Origin of the sequence: Pseudomonas sp. Leaf127 (assembly GCF_001423155.1) — a bacterium.
Lineage (GTDB): Bacteria > Pseudomonadota > Gammaproteobacteria > Pseudomonadales > Pseudomonadaceae > Aquipseudomonas > Aquipseudomonas ovata.
In genome coordinates this window covers 711,403-726,097 of sequence record NZ_LMOA01000001.1, presented here as the reverse complement: position 1 = coordinate 726,097, position 14,695 = coordinate 711,403, and the positions used below count along the sequence as shown (strand labels likewise).

General features: G+C 63.0%; 14 protein-coding genes. 10 read left to right on the top strand and 4 right to left on the bottom strand.

Translation table 11 applies throughout. The features are described from left to right. Window positions 1-10: 10 nt before the first annotated feature. Window positions 11-985: a cysteine synthase A gene (cysK, locus tag ASF84_RS03300; RefSeq protein WP_056835162.1), complete on the bottom strand. Its 975-nt coding sequence runs from the start codon at window positions 983-985 to the stop codon at window positions 11-13. 130 nt (window positions 986-1,115) lie between these two features. On the opposite strand from cysK, the gene ASF84_RS03295 reads away from it, so the two are divergent. The 4 genes from ASF84_RS03295 (at window position 1,116) to ASF84_RS03280 (ending at window position 5,225) form a co-directional block, all read left to right on the top strand. Continuing rightward, window positions 1,116-2,180: a DUF748 domain-containing protein gene (locus tag ASF84_RS03295; RefSeq protein ID WP_056835160.1), complete on the top strand. Its 1,065-nt coding sequence runs from the start codon at window positions 1,116-1,118 to the stop codon at window positions 2,178-2,180. Between the two features lie 49 nt (window positions 2,181-2,229). Further along, the gene (locus tag ASF84_RS03290) at window positions 2,230-3,075 is read left to right on the top strand and encodes an AAA family ATPase (protein ID WP_056835158.1); all 846 of its coding nucleotides are present in this window, start codon (window positions 2,230-2,232) and stop codon (window positions 3,073-3,075) included. A 37-nt stretch (window positions 3,076-3,112) separates the two neighbouring features. Further along, on the top strand, window positions 3,113-4,291 hold the full coding sequence (locus tag ASF84_RS03285) for a vWA domain-containing protein (RefSeq protein WP_056835155.1): 1,179 nt from the start codon (window positions 3,113-3,115) through the stop codon (window positions 4,289-4,291). A 214-nt stretch (window positions 4,292-4,505) separates the two neighbouring features. Then, window positions 4,506-5,225 carry a WbqC family protein gene (locus ASF84_RS03280; RefSeq protein WP_056835153.1) on the top strand — a complete coding sequence of 240 codons (720 nt, stop codon included), beginning with the start codon at window positions 4,506-4,508 and terminating at the stop codon, window positions 5,223-5,225. A gap of 161 nt (window positions 5,226-5,386) precedes the next feature. On the opposite strand, the gene ASF84_RS03275 is transcribed toward ASF84_RS03280, so the two are convergent. The 3 genes from ASF84_RS03275 to ASF84_RS03265 form a co-directional block, all read right to left on the bottom strand. Then, the gene (locus ASF84_RS03275) at window positions 5,387-5,911 is read right to left on the bottom strand and encodes a DUF2937 family protein (RefSeq protein ID WP_056835151.1); all 525 of its coding nucleotides are present in this window, start codon (window positions 5,909-5,911) and stop codon (window positions 5,387-5,389) included. 23 nt (window positions 5,912-5,934) lie between these two features. Further along, on the bottom strand, window positions 5,935-6,729 hold the full coding sequence (locus ASF84_RS03270; RefSeq protein ID WP_056835149.1) for a class II glutamine amidotransferase: 795 nt from the start codon (window positions 6,727-6,729) through the stop codon (window positions 5,935-5,937). A 61-nt stretch (window positions 6,730-6,790) separates the two neighbouring features. Further along, window positions 6,791-7,291, bottom strand: a complete 501-nt coding sequence (locus tag ASF84_RS03265; protein WP_056835364.1) for a hypothetical protein — start codon at window positions 7,289-7,291, stop codon at window positions 6,791-6,793. Between the two features lie 142 nt (window positions 7,292-7,433). Here ASF84_RS03265 and ASF84_RS03260 point away from each other — a divergent pair, with 142 nt between their 5' ends. From ASF84_RS03260 to ASF84_RS03235, 6 genes are all read left to right on the top strand, one after another. Next, entirely contained in the window at window positions 7,434-9,494 is a 2,061-nt protein-coding gene (locus ASF84_RS03260; RefSeq protein WP_056835147.1) for a S9 family peptidase, read from the top strand. A gap of 75 nt (window positions 9,495-9,569) precedes the next feature. Next, the gene (locus tag ASF84_RS03255) at window positions 9,570-10,046 is read left to right on the top strand and encodes a cyclic nucleotide-binding domain-containing protein (protein WP_056835145.1); all 477 of its coding nucleotides are present in this window, start codon (window positions 9,570-9,572) and stop codon (window positions 10,044-10,046) included. A 60-nt stretch (window positions 10,047-10,106) separates the two neighbouring features. After that, entirely contained in the window at window positions 10,107-10,472 is a 366-nt protein-coding gene (locus ASF84_RS03250) for a YajD family HNH nuclease (RefSeq protein ID WP_056835143.1), read from the top strand. A gap of 815 nt (window positions 10,473-11,287) precedes the next feature. Continuing rightward, complete coding sequence (locus ASF84_RS03245) at window positions 11,288-13,015, top strand: copper resistance system multicopper oxidase (RefSeq protein ID WP_056835141.1); 1,728 nt, start codon at window positions 11,288-11,290, stop codon at window positions 13,013-13,015. 17 nt (window positions 13,016-13,032) lie between these two features. Next, entirely contained in the window at window positions 13,033-13,905 is an 873-nt protein-coding gene (locus ASF84_RS03240; RefSeq protein ID WP_177339447.1) for a copper resistance protein B, read from the top strand. Window positions 13,906-14,147: 242 nt separating this feature from the next. After that, window positions 14,148-14,648: an RNA methyltransferase gene (locus ASF84_RS03235; protein WP_056835139.1), complete on the top strand. Its 501-nt coding sequence runs from the start codon at window positions 14,148-14,150 to the stop codon at window positions 14,646-14,648. The last annotated feature ends 47 nt before the right edge of the window (window positions 14,649-14,695 follow it).

Sequence of the window (14,695 nt, the reverse complement as noted above, 5' to 3'; positions counted from 1 at the left end):
GACATACCGATCAGGGCTGCAACTGCTCGTCGGTAAACAGATCGGCAAACAGCATGGTCGACAGGTAGCGCTCGCCCGAGTCCGGCAGGATCACCACCAGGGTCTTGCCCTGCATTTCCGGCTTTTGCGCCAGACGCACGGCGGCGGCCATGGCCGCGCCACAGGAAATGCCGCACAGAATGCCTTCTTCCTGCATCAGGCGCAGGGCCATGGCCTTGGCCGCGTCTTCGCTGACCGCCTCGACCCGGTCGATCAGCGACAGGTCGAGGTTTTTCGGGATGAACCCGGCGCCAATGCCCTGGATCTTGTGCGGTGCCGGCACGATGGCCTCACCCGCCAGGGCCTGGGCGATGATCGGTGAGCTTTCAGGCTCGACGGCCACCGACAGGATCGGCTTGCCCTGGGTGTTCTTGATATAGCGCGAAATGCCTGTAATCGTGCCACCGGTGCCGACGCCGGCTACCAGCACATCAATGGCGCCATCGGTGTCTGCCCAGATTTCCGGGCCCGTGGTCTTTTCGTGAATGGCCGGGTTGGCCGGGTTGTCGAACTGCGCCGGCATGAAGTACTGCCCGGGGTTGGCCGCCAGCAGTTCCTCGGCCTTGGCGATGGCGCCCTTCATACCCTTGGCCGGCTCGGTCAGCACCAGTTCGGCACCCAGGGCCTTGAGCACCTTGCGCCGCTCCAGGCTCATGGAGGCCGGCATGGTCAGCACCAGCTTGTAGCCGCGTGCTGCTGCCACGAACGCCAGGCCGATACCGGTGTTGCCCGAGGTCGGCTCGACGATGGTCATGCCCGGCTTGAGCCGGCCGCTGCCTTCGGCGTCCCAGATCATGTTCGCGCCGATCCGGCACTTGACCGAGTAACCGGGGTTGCGCCCTTCGATCTTGGCCAGGATGGTGACGCCGCGTGGCGCGATCCGGTTGATCTGCACCAGCGGCGTGTTACCGATGGAATGGGCGTTATCTGCGTAGATCCGGCTCATGACGTGTCCTTGTTGCAAAGGCATTGAGAAAGACCCGACAGCCTATTCTTCTGGTCGTTGGGCGTCCAGTTACAGCGAACCTGTGCCGCTGCCGACAGTCCATCGCTTACTGTTCCAGAAGGTTTGCCCCATGAAACGTCGCTACCGCTGGCCCTTGTGGACCCTGGCCAGCCTTGCTGTCCTGCTGTTGCTACTGCACCTGGCCCTGCCTTATGTGGTGCGCGACTACCTCAATGACAAGCTGGCCGACATGGGCGACTACCGTGGCCGCGTCAGCGATGTGGACCTGGCCTGGTGGCGCGGCGCCTACCGGATCAAGGACCTGGAGATCGTCAAGGTCGACGGCAAGGTGCCGGTGCCGTTCGTCAAGGCGCCGCTGATTGACATTGCCGTGAGCTGGCACTCGTTGTGGTACGACCATGCCGTGGTGGGCGAAGTCCAGTTCAGCGAGCCGCAGCTCAACTTCGTCGACGGCGGCCAGGACCGCAAGGCGTCACAGACCGGTCAAGGCACGGACTGGCGCGCCCAGCTCGACAAGGTCTTGCCCTTCACCCTTAACGAGGCGCGGGTCGAGAACGGCCAGATCACCTTCAATAATTTCACCACCACGCCCAAGGTGCGCATCCAGGCCGACCGGGTCAATGCCAGCCTGTACAACCTGACCAACATCGTGGATGTCGAAGGCAATCGCGATGCGCGCTTCGAGGGCAAGGCGCGCCTGCTCGAAAGCGCCAGCCTGGAAACCCATGCGACCTTCGATCCGTTTCGCAATTTCCAGGATTTCGATTTTCGCCTGCGCGCCCGGGGTATCGAGCTGCGGCGCCTGAACGACTTTGCCTCGGCCTATGGCAAGTTCGACTTCAATGCCGGTCACGGCGACCTGGTGATCGAAGCCCAGGCCGACAATGGCAAGCTGTCCGGCTACATCAAGCCGCTGCTGCGTGATGTCGAGGTGTTCAACTGGCAACAGGATGTCGAAGACCGCGACAAGGGCGTGTTGCGCTCGGTCTGGGAAGCTTTGGTCGGCACCAGCGAAACCGTGCTCAAGAACCAGTTGAAAAACCAGTTTGCAACCCGCGTGGAGCTGAGCGGCAGCGTGGACCAGAAAAACATCAGCGGCCTGCAGGCGTTCTGGGGCATCTTGCGCAACGGTTTCGTGCAGGCGTTCAATGCCCGCTATGAAGGCACCGATTAGCCGATACGCCTGCGCTATAGTCCGTCTCACATTGCATTGAGGATCCCCGATGAAGTTCGAAGGCACCCCCGTCTACGTCGCCACCGACGACTTGAAGCTGGCCGTCAATGCGGCCGTCACGCTGGAGCGGCCCTTGCTGGTCAAGGGCGAACCCGGCACCGGCAAGACCCTGCTGGCCGAACAGCTGGCGCAGGCCTTCAATGCCCGGCTGATCACCTGGCACATCAAGTCCACCACCAAGGCCCAGCAGGGCCTGTACGAGTACGACGCGGTCAGCCGCCTGCGCGATTCGCAACTGGGCGTGGACAAGGTCCACGATGTGCGCAACTACCTGAAGAAGGGCAAGCTCTGGGAAGCCTTCGAGTCGCCCGAGCGGGTCATCCTGCTGATCGATGAAATCGACAAGGCCGACATCGAGTTCCCCAACGACCTGTTGCAGGAACTGGACCGCATGGAGTTCTACGTCTACGAGACCGATGAAACCATCAAGGCCCGTCATCGGCCGATTATCATCATTACCTCCAACAACGAAAAAGAACTGCCCGACGCCTTCCTGCGCCGTTGCTTCTTTCATTACATCGCCTTCCCCGACCGCCAGACCTTGCAGAAGATCGTCGACGTCCACTTTCCCGACATCAAGCAGAGCCTGGTCAGCGAGGCGCTGGAGATTTTCTTCGACGTGCGCAAGGTGCCGGGCCTGAAGAAGAAACCCTCGACCTCCGAGCTGGTCGACTGGCTCAAGCTGCTGATGGCCGACGACATCGGCGAGCAGGTGCTGCGCGAGCGCAACCCGACCAAGGCCATCCCGCCGCTGGCCGGCGCTCTGGTCAAGAACGAGCAGGACGTGCAATTGCTTGAGCGCCTGGCGTTCATGAGCCGGCGCGGCAACCGCTGACCTCTGTGTTCCACCAAGAGACAAAAGGCCGACAGCCATGCTGCTCAACCTGTTCAATGAAATGCGCGCGGCCCGGGTGCCGGTGTCGCTGCGCGAATTGCTCGACCTGATCGAGGCGCTGCAAAAGCAAGTGGTCTTTGCCGACATCGACGCGTTCTACTTTCTGGCGCGCACGATCCTGGTCAAGGATGAACGTCACTTCGACAAGTTCGACCGGGCGTTCGGCGCCTACTTCAATGGCTTGCAGGACCTTGACGATGCCTTGCAGGCGCTGATCCCCGAGGACTGGCTGCGCAAGGAATTCGAACGCTCGCTGAGTGACGAAGAACGGGCGCAGATCCAGTCGCTGGGCGGCCTGGACAAGCTGCTCGAAGCCTTCAAGCAACGTCTTGAAGAACAGAAGGAGCGCCATGCCGGCGGCAACAAGTGGATCGGCACCGGCGGCACCAGCCCGTTCGGCTCCGGTGGCTACCACCCCGAGGGCATTCGCGTCGGCGACGCCGGCAAGCGCCAGGGCAAGGCGGTCAAGGTCTGGGACCAGCGCGAGTACAAGAACCTCGACGACCAGGTGGAACTGGGCACGCGCAACCTCAAGGTCGCGTTGCGCCGGCTGCGCAAGTTCGCCCGCCAGGGCGCGGCCGAAGAGCTGGACCTGGACAGCACCATCGAGCACACCGCCCGCGATGCCGGCCTGCTGAATATCCAGATGCGTCCTGAGAAGCGCAATGCGGTCAAGCTGCTGTTGCTGTTCGACATCGGCGGGTCGATGGACGCGCACATCAAGGTCTGCGAAGAGCTGTTCTCGGCCTGCAAGACCGAGTTCAAGCATCTGGAGTATTACTACTTCCACAACTTCGTCTACGAGACCCTGTGGCAGGACAACCTGCGCCGCAATGCCCAGCGCATCCCGACCCAGGATGTGCTGAACACCTATGGCGCCGACTACAAGGTGATCTTCGTTGGCGACGCGGCCATGGCGCCCTATGAAATCAGCCAGCCGGGCGGCAGTGTCGAGCACTGGAACGAAGAGCCTGGCTACCTGTGGATGCAGCGCTTCATGGCCCGGTTCAGGAAAGTCATCTGGATCAATCCATACCCGAAAAACACCTGGGACTACACCACTTCCACGCATCTGGTGCGCGACCTGGTGGAGCAGCACATGTACCCACTGACGCTGGAAGGGCTCGACGAAGGCATTCGTTATCTGGCCAGGTAACCCATGCCAGCCGACAAAAGGCCACACCTTGGCGCCCCTGCGGGCTAACCTGTTCGTGCAAGCAAGCACAAGGCCAGGCATGGATCGCCCGGGCGCCCTGACTGTCGGCGTTGTCATCGACAACGCTTGCAGAGGCGCCTTTCAGTCATCCTGCATTTCCTGACGTTATCTGTGCCGCCCACCTCAACCACTACCTCCTGGTGCGCACAGACACATGACTCATACCCTTGGCATCATGCAGCCGTATTTCTTTCCGTATCTGGGTTATTTCCAGTTGATTGCATCGGTCGAACAAGGCCTGCTGTTCGATATCGTCCACTACCAGCGCCAGAGCTGGATGAACCGCAACCGCGTGCTTGATGCGCAAGGCGGCTGGCAATACATCAACGTACCGGTGACCCTGGAGCAAGGACGGCTTATCGAGCACGCCCGCGTGCTGGACCGTCCGGGCGCGTTGCGCCGTATCAAGGGACAACTGGAGCACTATCGAAAAAAGGCGCCGTTTTTCAGGGAAACCCTGCAGGTGCTGGAGCGCACCTTTGCCCTGTGCCAGAGCGATAGTCTCACCGAACTCAATGCCCGCAGCCTGCAAAGCGTGTGCGATTACCTGGGGATGGACTTTACCTGGAAGCGCTGCTCGGCCTTGCAACTGCCCCTGCCCGAGATCAGCTACGCAGGGCAATGGGCGCTGGAGATCAGCCAGCTCCAGAACGCCCGGTGCTACATCAATGCCCCGGGTGGTCGAGCGATCTTCAGGCCACAGGACTGGCTGGACCGGGGCATCGAGTTAAGGTTTCTGGCGCTGACACCGCTGGTCTACGACCCCGCGCCCTACCCCTTCGTCGAGAACCTGTCGATCCTCGATGTAATGATGTGGAACGCGCCGCAGACGATCATGGCGTTCATTCGCGAACAGACCCGGGTGGTGCCCTGACACCCCACAGCCGCAAGATCCGCCTGTAGGAGCGCGCTTGCCCGCGACCGAGTGCGCAGCGCTCGCAAAAATCGTCTAAACGCTGAAATTTTACGACTGCTAACGCAGCCGGTCGCGGGCAAGCGCGCTCCTACCCTTGAGCGCACCATGCCTGGCCGGTCCTAGCGCCAGCTGGCGCGCAGCGGTGGCTTGCGGCGGCCACCGTTGACCACCCAGCCCACCAGCAGGAACAGGCTTTCGACCAGCAGGGTCAGCACGAAGGCGCTGAACACGCCCCAGCCGATCACCGCCGGCGCCAGTAACACCTGCCAGGTATAGCCATTGAGGGTCTCGCTGCGAATGTCCGGGTCGGCCGCGGTGGTCACGTGCCAGGCCTTGCTCAGCCAGGAGCCCTGCAGCCCCAGCCATTGCCGCTCCAGCACCTGGGTGCGGGTCAGCAGGGTCTCGATGTTATTGGCATCGCTGCGAAACACCGGGTCCTGGCTGTTGCGGTAGTGCTGGATCAGCGCCTGGATATCGCCATTGAAAAATTGCTGCGCGGTGGCCTTGAAGCCCTTGATCGCCTGTTGCGCCTCGATCAGGTGCGCCTCGACGCGCTTGCTGTAGTCGCTGATCAGGCCGGGGGCCTGGACGCCGAACAGCAGGCCAGTGGTGAACAGCACCAGACGCAGATAACTTCGCAGCATTGATAGCCCTCTTGTTGGTTTTTTCAGGGGTTGGCAGGCAGGTGTTCAGTGGTGCCGTGGGCAATGCATTCGCCCTTGCGCCACAAGCCCCATTGGCCGGGCTCGTAGCGGTTCCAGGTTTCGTTTTCGGTCAGCGCTTCGGTGGCGATCACCGTGACCACGTCATGGGCGGTGGTTTCGGCCTGGAAGTCGACGATCATGTCGACATCCTTGAGCCGCGCCGGACCAAAGGGCGCCCGACGGGTGATGTGCACCAGCTTGGTGGAGCAGAAACAGAACAGCCAGTCGCCATCGCTGAGCAGGCCATTGAACACGCCCTTGCCGCGGTACTCGCTGCACGCCTGCACCAGGTAAGGCAACAGTTGCTCGATCTCGACCGGCTCCGGGAAGGCCTCGCGCACCCGGTTGAGCAGGTCACAGAAAGCCGCCTCGCTGTCGGTATCACCCACAGGCCGATAGAAACTGCGCAAGGGCGTGAAGTCCGCCAACTGGCCGTTGTGGGCAAAGCACCAGTTGCGGCCCCACAGCTCGCGTACGAACGGGTGAGTGTTGGACAGGCAGACCTTGCCGACATTGGCCTGGCGAATATGGCCGATTACCACTTCGCTCTTGATCGGGTAGCGCTGCACCAGGTGCGCCACCTCCGATTCGCAACTGGCCGCCGGATCCTGGAACAGGCGCAGGCCGCGCCCTTCGTAGAAGGCAATGCCCCAGCCATCGCGGTGCGGGCCGGTGCGGCCACCGCGCTGCATCAGGCCGGTAAAGCTGAAAACGATGTCAGTCGGGACATTGGCACTCATTCCCAGGAGTTCACACATGCTCAGGTTCTCGCTTCAATACATTGCCGGCGCCTTCGGGCGCGTCCTACAAAGCGAAAAGCTACAGGCGTGGCTCGACCCGTGTGCGACCGGTGCCGGGCACCATGGCCGGTGCCGGGCGACGGGCATAACGATCGTCGGCGGTAAAGGGCTGCTCGTCCTGGTCTTCCTCGGCCGCCTCTTTCGCTGCCGCCTCCTGGCGAGCCTGTTGTTGCGCCTGACGCGCCTTGCGCTTGTTTTCGATCGGCCAGCGCACCAGCACGAACACCGCGTAGGCGATGAACGCGCACAGGGCGTACATGCCCAGGTCGAGCAAGGCGGTCCACACGGTGCTGCCGACCTTGAACAGCAGGTCCAGCGCAGTAATGGCCAGGGCCGGGGCGTAGACATCCTTGGCCGGATCGACGATGGTCGGGGTGAACAACAGCACCGCGATCAGCACCCGCAGTGGCTCCTTGAGGTAGCGCCACATCCAGCCGGTCATCACAAAGCTCACCCACAGGCAGCCCAATGCAGCAACGGCGTACAGGCTCCAGGCGATCAGATAGTCGTGTTCAGTCATGTCGTGCGTGGTAAGCCGGCCAAAGAGGCGCTTATCATAACGGCTTTTCACTGACCCGGCGCGCCTGGCTGATGTATGAATGCCAGTAATGCCTGCCTGTTCGCGGTCAGTCATCCACGTTTCGATCTTCGAGAGAGCCCGCATGCCTTTATCTTCTGCCCCCATCAGCGCCCCGATTGCCCGCCAGGGCGATGGCGCCGATCCCTATGCCTGGCTGCAGGCACGCGACGAAGCCGAGGTGCTCGACTACCTGAAAGCCGAAAATGCCTGGCAGGAACAGCAACTGGCCGATCAGGCAGGCCTGCGCGAGACCCTGTTCCAGGAAATCAAGGCACGCATTCTGGAAACCGACCTGTCGCTGCCCTCGCCGTGGGGGCCGTACCTGTATTACACGCGGACCACTGCTGGCGACGAATACCCGCGCCACTACCGCTGCCCGCGTCCGGTCGACGGCTCGCATGAGGCGGACGAAGCCCGGGAACAGTTACTGCTGGACCCCAACGAACTGGCCGACGGCGGTTTTCTGTCGCTGGGTGCGTTCAGCATCAGCCCTGATCATCAACGCCTGGCCTACAGCCTCGATACCTCGGGCGAGGAAGTCTACCGGTTGTTCGTCAAGGACCTGGACAGCGGCCAGATCCACAGCCTGCCGTTCGAGGACTGTGATGGCAGCATGACCTGGGCCAACGACAGTCAGACGTTGTTCTTCGCTGAGCTGGACGACACCCACAGGCCCTACAAGCTGTACCGCCATCGCCTGGGTGAAGAGGCCGCGCACGAGGTGTTCTGCGAGCCGGACGGACGGTTCTTCCTCAGTTGCCTGCGCAGCAGTTCCGAACGCCAGTTGATCCTGCAACTGGGCAGCAAGACCACCGGTGAAGTCTGGGTGCTGGATGCCGAACAGCCGCAACAGCCGTTTACCTGCCTGGCCCCACGTGTCGAAGGCCACGAGTACGATGTCGATCATGGCCTGCTCGAAGGCGTCTGGACCTGGTTTATCCGCAGCAACCAGGACGGCATCAACTTTGCGCTGTACCACGCGCCGCAGACCGATCACAGCGTCCCGACCCGTGCTGACTGGCAACCCCTGGTGGCACACAGCGACACGGTGATGCTCGACGGCGTGACCTTCAATGCCCGGGCCATCACCCTGAGCCTGCGCGAAGGCGGCCTGCCGGTCATCGAAGTGCGGCCGCAGGGTTTGCCGGCCTATCGGGTGCAATTGCCTGACGCGGCCTACAGCCTGTATGTGCAGGACAGCCTGGAATTCGACAGCGACCGCATCCGCCTGCGTTATCAGTCGCTGAACCGCCCTGCACAAGTGCGCCAGTTGCTGCTCGACAGCGGCGAACAGCGCGTGCTCAAGCAGACCCCCGTGCTGGGCGAGTTCGATGCCGATGCCTATGTCAGCCAGCGCCTGTGGGCCACCGCTGCCGATGGCACGCAAGTGCCGATCAGCCTGGTCATGCGCCGCGACCGGCAGGGCCTGCCTGCGCCGCTGTACCTGTACGGCTACGGCGCCTACGGTGCCAGCCTCGACCCGTGGTTCTCGCATGCCCGCCTGAGCCTGCTCGATCGGGGCGTGGCCTTTGCCATCGCCCATGTGCGCGGCGGCGGCGAACTGGGCGAGGCCTGGTATCGCGCCGGCAAGCAGGAACACAAGCACAATACGTTCGACGACTTCATCGCCTGCGCCGAACACCTGATCGCCCAGGGCGTTACCCGGGCCGAACAACTGGTCATCAGTGGCGGCAGTGCCGGCGGGTTGTTGATCGGCGCGGTGCTCAACCAGCGTCCCGAGCTGTTCAAGGCGGCGATTGCCGAGGTGCCGTTTGTCGATGTGCTCAACACCATGCTCGACCCGGACCTGCCCCTGACCGTCACCGAGTACGATGAGTGGGGCAACCCGCAGGAACCCGAGGTGCATGCGCGCATCAAGGGCTACGCCCCGTATGAAAACGTGCGCGCCCAGGCCTATCCGGCTACGCTGGTGATCGCCGGCTACAACGACAGCCGCGTACAGTACTGGGAAGCGGCCAAGTGGGTCGCCAAATTGCGTACACACAAGACCGACGATAACCTGCTGCTGCTCAAGACCGAACTGGATGCCGGGCACGGCGGCATGAGCGGGCGTTATCAGGGCTTGCGCGATGTCGCGCTGGAATACGGGTTTGTGTTCAAGGTGCTGGGCCTGGCCTTGTAAACCGGGCGCTCGCCGTTGACACTGCGACAGCGAGCGCCATCAAACCGAACAAGATCAACCACAACAGACCGAACCATGCCTGCACACGCCCCTAACCTGAACAAGGCCATTCGCGACATGCTGCTCGACTGCGGCCTGTTCAATACCATGCTGCCGGCCGACCTGCTGAGCATCGCCGGCTTTTTCAGCATCACCGAATTCGAGCAGGACCAGGTCATTTTCAACGAAGGCGATGCCGGCACCTTCATGTGCATCGTCCATCAGGGCAGTGTCATCGTGCGCAAGCTCAATCCTGACGGCCAGCCGGTGAACATCGCCACCTTGCGCCGCGGTCGGGCGCTGGGCGAGATGGCCGTACTGGACGGCGAACGCCGTTCGGCCAGTTGCATTGCCGCCAGCCATTGCCAGTTGCTGACCCTGGGCCGCGACTCGCTGGACAAGATGATCGAGGAGGCGCCGAAGATGGCCGCCAGGATCATCCGCGCCCTGGCCATTTCATTGTCCAAGCGCTTGCGCATGGTCGATGGTCAATTGCTTGCGCAGCAGATGTGAAATCCACTGTCAGGCATTAGACTGACCGCACATTAGTACCCGGATACAACAGGTCAAACCATGAGCACGCCTACCAATACTTCCAAGCTGGACCGCATCCTGGCCGACGCCCAACGTGATCGCGAGATGGGCTATCGCGACAAGGCCCTGCGCATGTACCCGCACGTCTGTGGCCGCTGCGCCCGTGAGTTCGCCGGCAAGCGCCTGAGCGAGCTGACCGTTCACCATCGTGACCACAACCACGACAACAACCCGCAGGACGGCTCGAACTGGGAGTTGTTGTGCCTGTACTGCCACGACAACGAGCACTCGCGCTACACCGACCAGCAGTATTTCGGCGAAGGCTCGCTGAGCACGCCCAAGATCGCCAAGGCCACGCATAACCCGTTCGCGGCGCTGGCGGGGTTGATGAAGAAAGACGACTGAGGCCGGGCTGGGTTTAGCGGCAATGCTGTGAGGCACAGATAGCCTTTGAGAGAGGTTCCGGCCCTCTTCGGGCCGGCTTACTTTGTCTTGGCAAAGTAAGCAAACCGTTTGCTCCTGGTTCCGGCCCCTTCGGGGTCCCCTCCCTCCGGCATTGCTCCGCCCCTCTTCGGGCCGGCTTACTTTGTCTTGGCAAAGTAAGCAAACCGTTTGCTCCTGGTTCCGGCCCCTTCGGGGTCCCCTCCCTCCGGCATTGCTCCGGGGGTCGCCGCTTATGGGCCGTCCCTGGCCCAAGCGGCTAACGAGCCGTCCTGGCCCTTTTCCCCCCTGCGCAACGCCTCCACTCGGCCTGCACAAGTCGCGCTCTGCGTCGCCTGCACCCTCGCGCATGAAAAGCAGAGCAAAAGCGTTTGCTTTTGCGTGCTCTTGATCTTGATCTTGATCTTGATCTTTTACACAAATAGTCCAGACGACACAGATCGCGACTTGGGCGCAGGCCGAGTGGAGGTGTCACGCAGGCGGGGAGCGAGGCAGGGATGCCGAGCCAGCGCCGCTGGGCCAGGGACGGCCCATCGGCGCGGCCCGATGGAGTGGCGCCGCAAGGAGGGAACCCCGCAGGGGCCCAGCCAGGAGCCAGCGGTTTGGTTACTTTGCCAAGACAAAGTAACCCGGCCCGGAGAGGGTCGGAACCCATCTCCCGGAAAGCACACGACCTCACCCTCACCCTCACCCTCACCAACCTGACGCAAATGTAATCACCCGCTACCCCGCCGTATGGCATCTTCACGCCAGATCACTCGAAACGGGACCCTGGCGCGATGCACGGCAAAACTTCAAGACGCACCTTCGTTCAAGGCCTGGCCGCCAGCGGCCTGCTGGGCAGCCTGGGCCTGTGGCCCACGCCTCTGCGCGCCAGCAGCGACACCGGCCAGCCCGTTGAACTGAGCGGCCGCGAGTTCGAGCTGTTCATCGGCCAGACCCCGGTGAACATCACAGGCCAGCCGCGCACCGCCCTGACCATCAACAACGGCCTGCCCGGCCCCCTGCTGCGCTGGCGCGAAGGCGACACCGTCACCCTGCGGGTGCGCAACCGCCTCGACGAACCCACCTCCATTCACTGGCACGGCATTGTGCTGCCGGCCAACATGGACGGCGTGCCAGGGCTGAGTTTCGACGGCATCGCCCCCGATGGCCTGTACGAATACCGCTTCAAGGTCCGCCAGAACGGCACCTACTGGTATCACAGCCATTCCGGGCTACAGGAACAGGCCGGCGTCTACGGGCCACTGATCATTGATGCCAAAGAGCCCGAGCCGTTCGAGTACCAGCGCGAACATGTGATCATGCTCACCGACTGGACCGATGAACAACCGGCCACCCTGCTGAAAAAGCTCAAGCAGCAGGGCGACTATTACAACCGCAACAAGCGCACCGTGGGTGACTTCATCGACGACGTCGGCCGTGAGGGCTGGCAAAAGACCATGGCTGATCGGCGCATGTGGGCCGAAATGCGCATGAACCCCACCGACATCGCCGACGTGGGCGGCGCCACCTACACCTACCTGATGAACGGCCAGGCCCCGGACCGTAACTGGACCGGCCTGTTCAAATCGGGCGAGCGGCTGCGCCTGCGGCTGATCAACGGCTCGGCCATGACTTATTTCGATGTGCGCATCCCGGGCCTGAAGATGACCGTGGTTGCCGCCGACGGACTGCATGTCGAGCCGGTCACGGTCGACGAACTGCGCATCGCCGTGGCGGAAACCTACGACGTGATCGTCGAGCCAAGCGAGCCGGTCTATACCCTGTTCGCCCAGGCCATGGACCGCAGCGGCTTTGCCCGTGGCACCCTGAGCAGCCGGCCAGGCCTGAGCGCGCCGGTGCCGGCCCTGGACCCACGGCCACAACTGACCATGAGCGACATGGGCATGGACCATGAGGGCATGGAGCAGGGCGATATGGCCGGTATGGACCATGGCAATATGGCAGGCATGGATCATGGCGCGTCCCCTCAGGCACAGGCACAAACCCATCCCGTCAGCGAACAAAACAACCCGCTGGTGGACATGCAGGCCACCGCCCCCACCGCCCGACTGGACGACCCCGGCATCGGCCTGCGCAACAATGGCCGGCGGGTGCTGACCTATGCCGACCTGCGCAGCACCTTCGCCGACCCCGATGGCCGCACGCCGAGCCGTACGATCGAGCTGCATCTGACCGGGCACATGGAGAAATTCGCCTGGTCGTTCAACGGGGTGAAGTTTTCCGACGCCGAGCCGCTGCACCTGACGTACGGCGAGCGGGTCAGGATCGTGCTGGTCAACGACACTATGATGACCCACCCCATTCACTTGCATGGCCTGTGGAGCGACCTGGAAGACGAAAACGGGCAGTTCCAGGTGCGCAAGCACACCCTCGACATGCCACCCGGCTCCAAGCGCAGTTATCGGGTGACCGCCGATGCCTTGGGCCGCTGGGCCTATCACTGCCACCTGCTGTACCACATGGAAACGGGCATGTTCCGTGAAGTGCGGGTCAGCGAATGAGCGCCGCTGCCATGACCATGACCACGACCTACACCCTGCCCCGCTCCTTCGTCTGGCTGCTGGGTGCCGGCCTGCTGCTGAGCGGCGCACAGAGCCTGGCGGCCGGCATGGACCACAGCGCTCATGCCATGGGCGGCCATGACATGAGCACGCATGCCGGGCACGCCATGCCCGCCGCATCGCCTGCGCCGCCCTCGCCCGTGCCCGCGCTGACCGATGCCGACCGCGCCGCCGTGTACGCACATCCTGCCGGCCATCAGGTGCATGACAACGCGCTCAACCACCAGATCGTGATCGACCAGCTCGAATGGCAGCATGCCAGTGAAGGCAAGGCCCTGGCCTGGAACATCAATGGCTGGATCGGCGGTGACATCGATCGCCTGTGGCTGCGCTCCGAAGGCGAGCGCAGTCAGGGACGCACCGAACACGCCGAGGTGCAGGCGCTGTGGGGCCATGCGATTTCGCCGTGGTGGGATGTGCTCGGCGGGGTGCGCCAGGACTTCAAGCCCGGCGCCCCGCAGACCTGGGCGGCCCTGGGCGTGCAAGGCATGCCGCTGTCCGGCCTGGAAACCGAGGTCACGGTGTTCATCGGCGAGGCCGGACAAAGCGCCCTGCGCCTGGAAAGCGAATACGACTTGCTGCTGACCAACCGACTGATCCTGCAACCCAGGGCAGAGCTGAACCTGTACGGCAAGGATGACCCGCAACGCGACATCGGCTCGGGCCTTGCCGACAGCGAACTGGGGCTGCGCCTGCGTTATGAGGTGCGTCGCGAGTTTGCGCCCTATGTCGGCGTAAGCTGGAACAAGCGCTATGGCCAGAGCGCCGGCGACGGCGACGAGGACGCCAGCCAGACCCGCCTGGTGCTGGGCGTGCGCCTGTGGTTTTGAACGGACCAACTGTCAGCCCTTGAGGTTGCTGAATAGGCGGGCTTTCACTGTTGGAGCGACCAACGGTCGCGAATGCTGTGTGTCAGGCACCCACGATGCTGGAGGTGCCGGCCCTTTCGCGACCGTTGGTCGCTCCTACAAAGGCCGTGTCGTGACCTGGATCGGGTCCTGCCCGAAACCCCGGCAGCAGCGCTCGTGAAGACTGACGTATACTGCGCGGCTTTTATTCAGAGCACGCCACCGTGGCCAACAAACGCTACGCCTGTATCGGTCTGTACAACCCCAAATCGCCGGAGAACGTCGGCTCGGTCATGCGCGCCGCCGGCTGTTATGGCGTGGCGTCGGTGTTCTACACCGGCAAGCGCTTCGAGCGCGCCCGGGACTTTGTCACCGACACCAAGAAGATTCATCAGGACATCCCGCTGATCGGCATCGATGACCTCAGGAAGATCCTGCCGCTGGGCTGCATCCCGGTGGCCGTCGAACTGGTCGAAGGCGCCCGTGCCCTGCCCGAGTACACCCATCCGGATCGTGCCCTGTACATCTTCGGCCCGGAAGACGGCTCCCTCGACCAGGAGATCCGCGACTGGTGCGAAGACGTGGTGTACATCCCCACCGAGGGCTGCATGAACCTGGCCGCCACGGTCAACGTGGTGCTCTACGATCGCCTGGCCAAGGGTAACAACACCCGCTCAGGCCCCGGCTTCGGGCGCGACAAGAACGCACCTTCCGGCAGTCAGTAAGCAACATGCATGGAACAGTTCATCTGGCCGGCAGTCAGTTGTGATTC

Excerpts from the sequence above, each read along its gene's own strand:
- cysK (WP_056835162.1), bottom strand. The coding sequence starts at position 985 with ATGAGCCGGATCTACGCAGATAACGCCCATTCCATCGGTAACACGCCG.
- ASF84_RS03295 (WP_056835160.1), top strand. The coding sequence starts at position 1,116 with ATGAAACGTCGCTACCGCTGGCCCTTGTGGACCCTGGCCAGCCTTGCT.
- ASF84_RS03290 (WP_056835158.1), top strand. The coding sequence starts at position 2,230 with ATGAAGTTCGAAGGCACCCCCGTCTACGTCGCCACCGACGACTTGAAG.
- ASF84_RS03285 (WP_056835155.1), top strand. The coding sequence starts at position 3,113 with ATGCTGCTCAACCTGTTCAATGAAATGCGCGCGGCCCGGGTGCCGGTG.
- ASF84_RS03280 (WP_056835153.1), top strand. The coding sequence starts at position 4,506 with ATGACTCATACCCTTGGCATCATGCAGCCGTATTTCTTTCCGTATCTG.
- ASF84_RS03275 (WP_056835151.1), bottom strand. The coding sequence starts at position 5,911 with ATGCTGCGAAGTTATCTGCGTCTGGTGCTGTTCACCACTGGCCTGCTG.
- ASF84_RS03270 (WP_056835149.1), bottom strand. The coding sequence starts at position 6,729 with ATGTGTGAACTCCTGGGAATGAGTGCCAATGTCCCGACTGACATCGTT.
- ASF84_RS03265 (WP_056835364.1), bottom strand. The coding sequence starts at position 7,291 with ATGACTGAACACGACTATCTGATCGCCTGGAGCCTGTACGCCGTTGCT.
- ASF84_RS03260 (WP_056835147.1), top strand. The coding sequence starts at position 7,434 with ATGCCTTTATCTTCTGCCCCCATCAGCGCCCCGATTGCCCGCCAGGGC.
- ASF84_RS03255 (WP_056835145.1), top strand. The coding sequence starts at position 9,570 with ATGCCTGCACACGCCCCTAACCTGAACAAGGCCATTCGCGACATGCTG.
- ASF84_RS03250 (WP_056835143.1), top strand. The coding sequence starts at position 10,107 with ATGAGCACGCCTACCAATACTTCCAAGCTGGACCGCATCCTGGCCGAC.
- ASF84_RS03245 (WP_056835141.1), top strand. The coding sequence starts at position 11,288 with ATGCACGGCAAAACTTCAAGACGCACCTTCGTTCAAGGCCTGGCCGCC.
- ASF84_RS03240 (WP_177339447.1), top strand. The coding sequence starts at position 13,033 with ATGACCACGACCTACACCCTGCCCCGCTCCTTCGTCTGGCTGCTGGGT.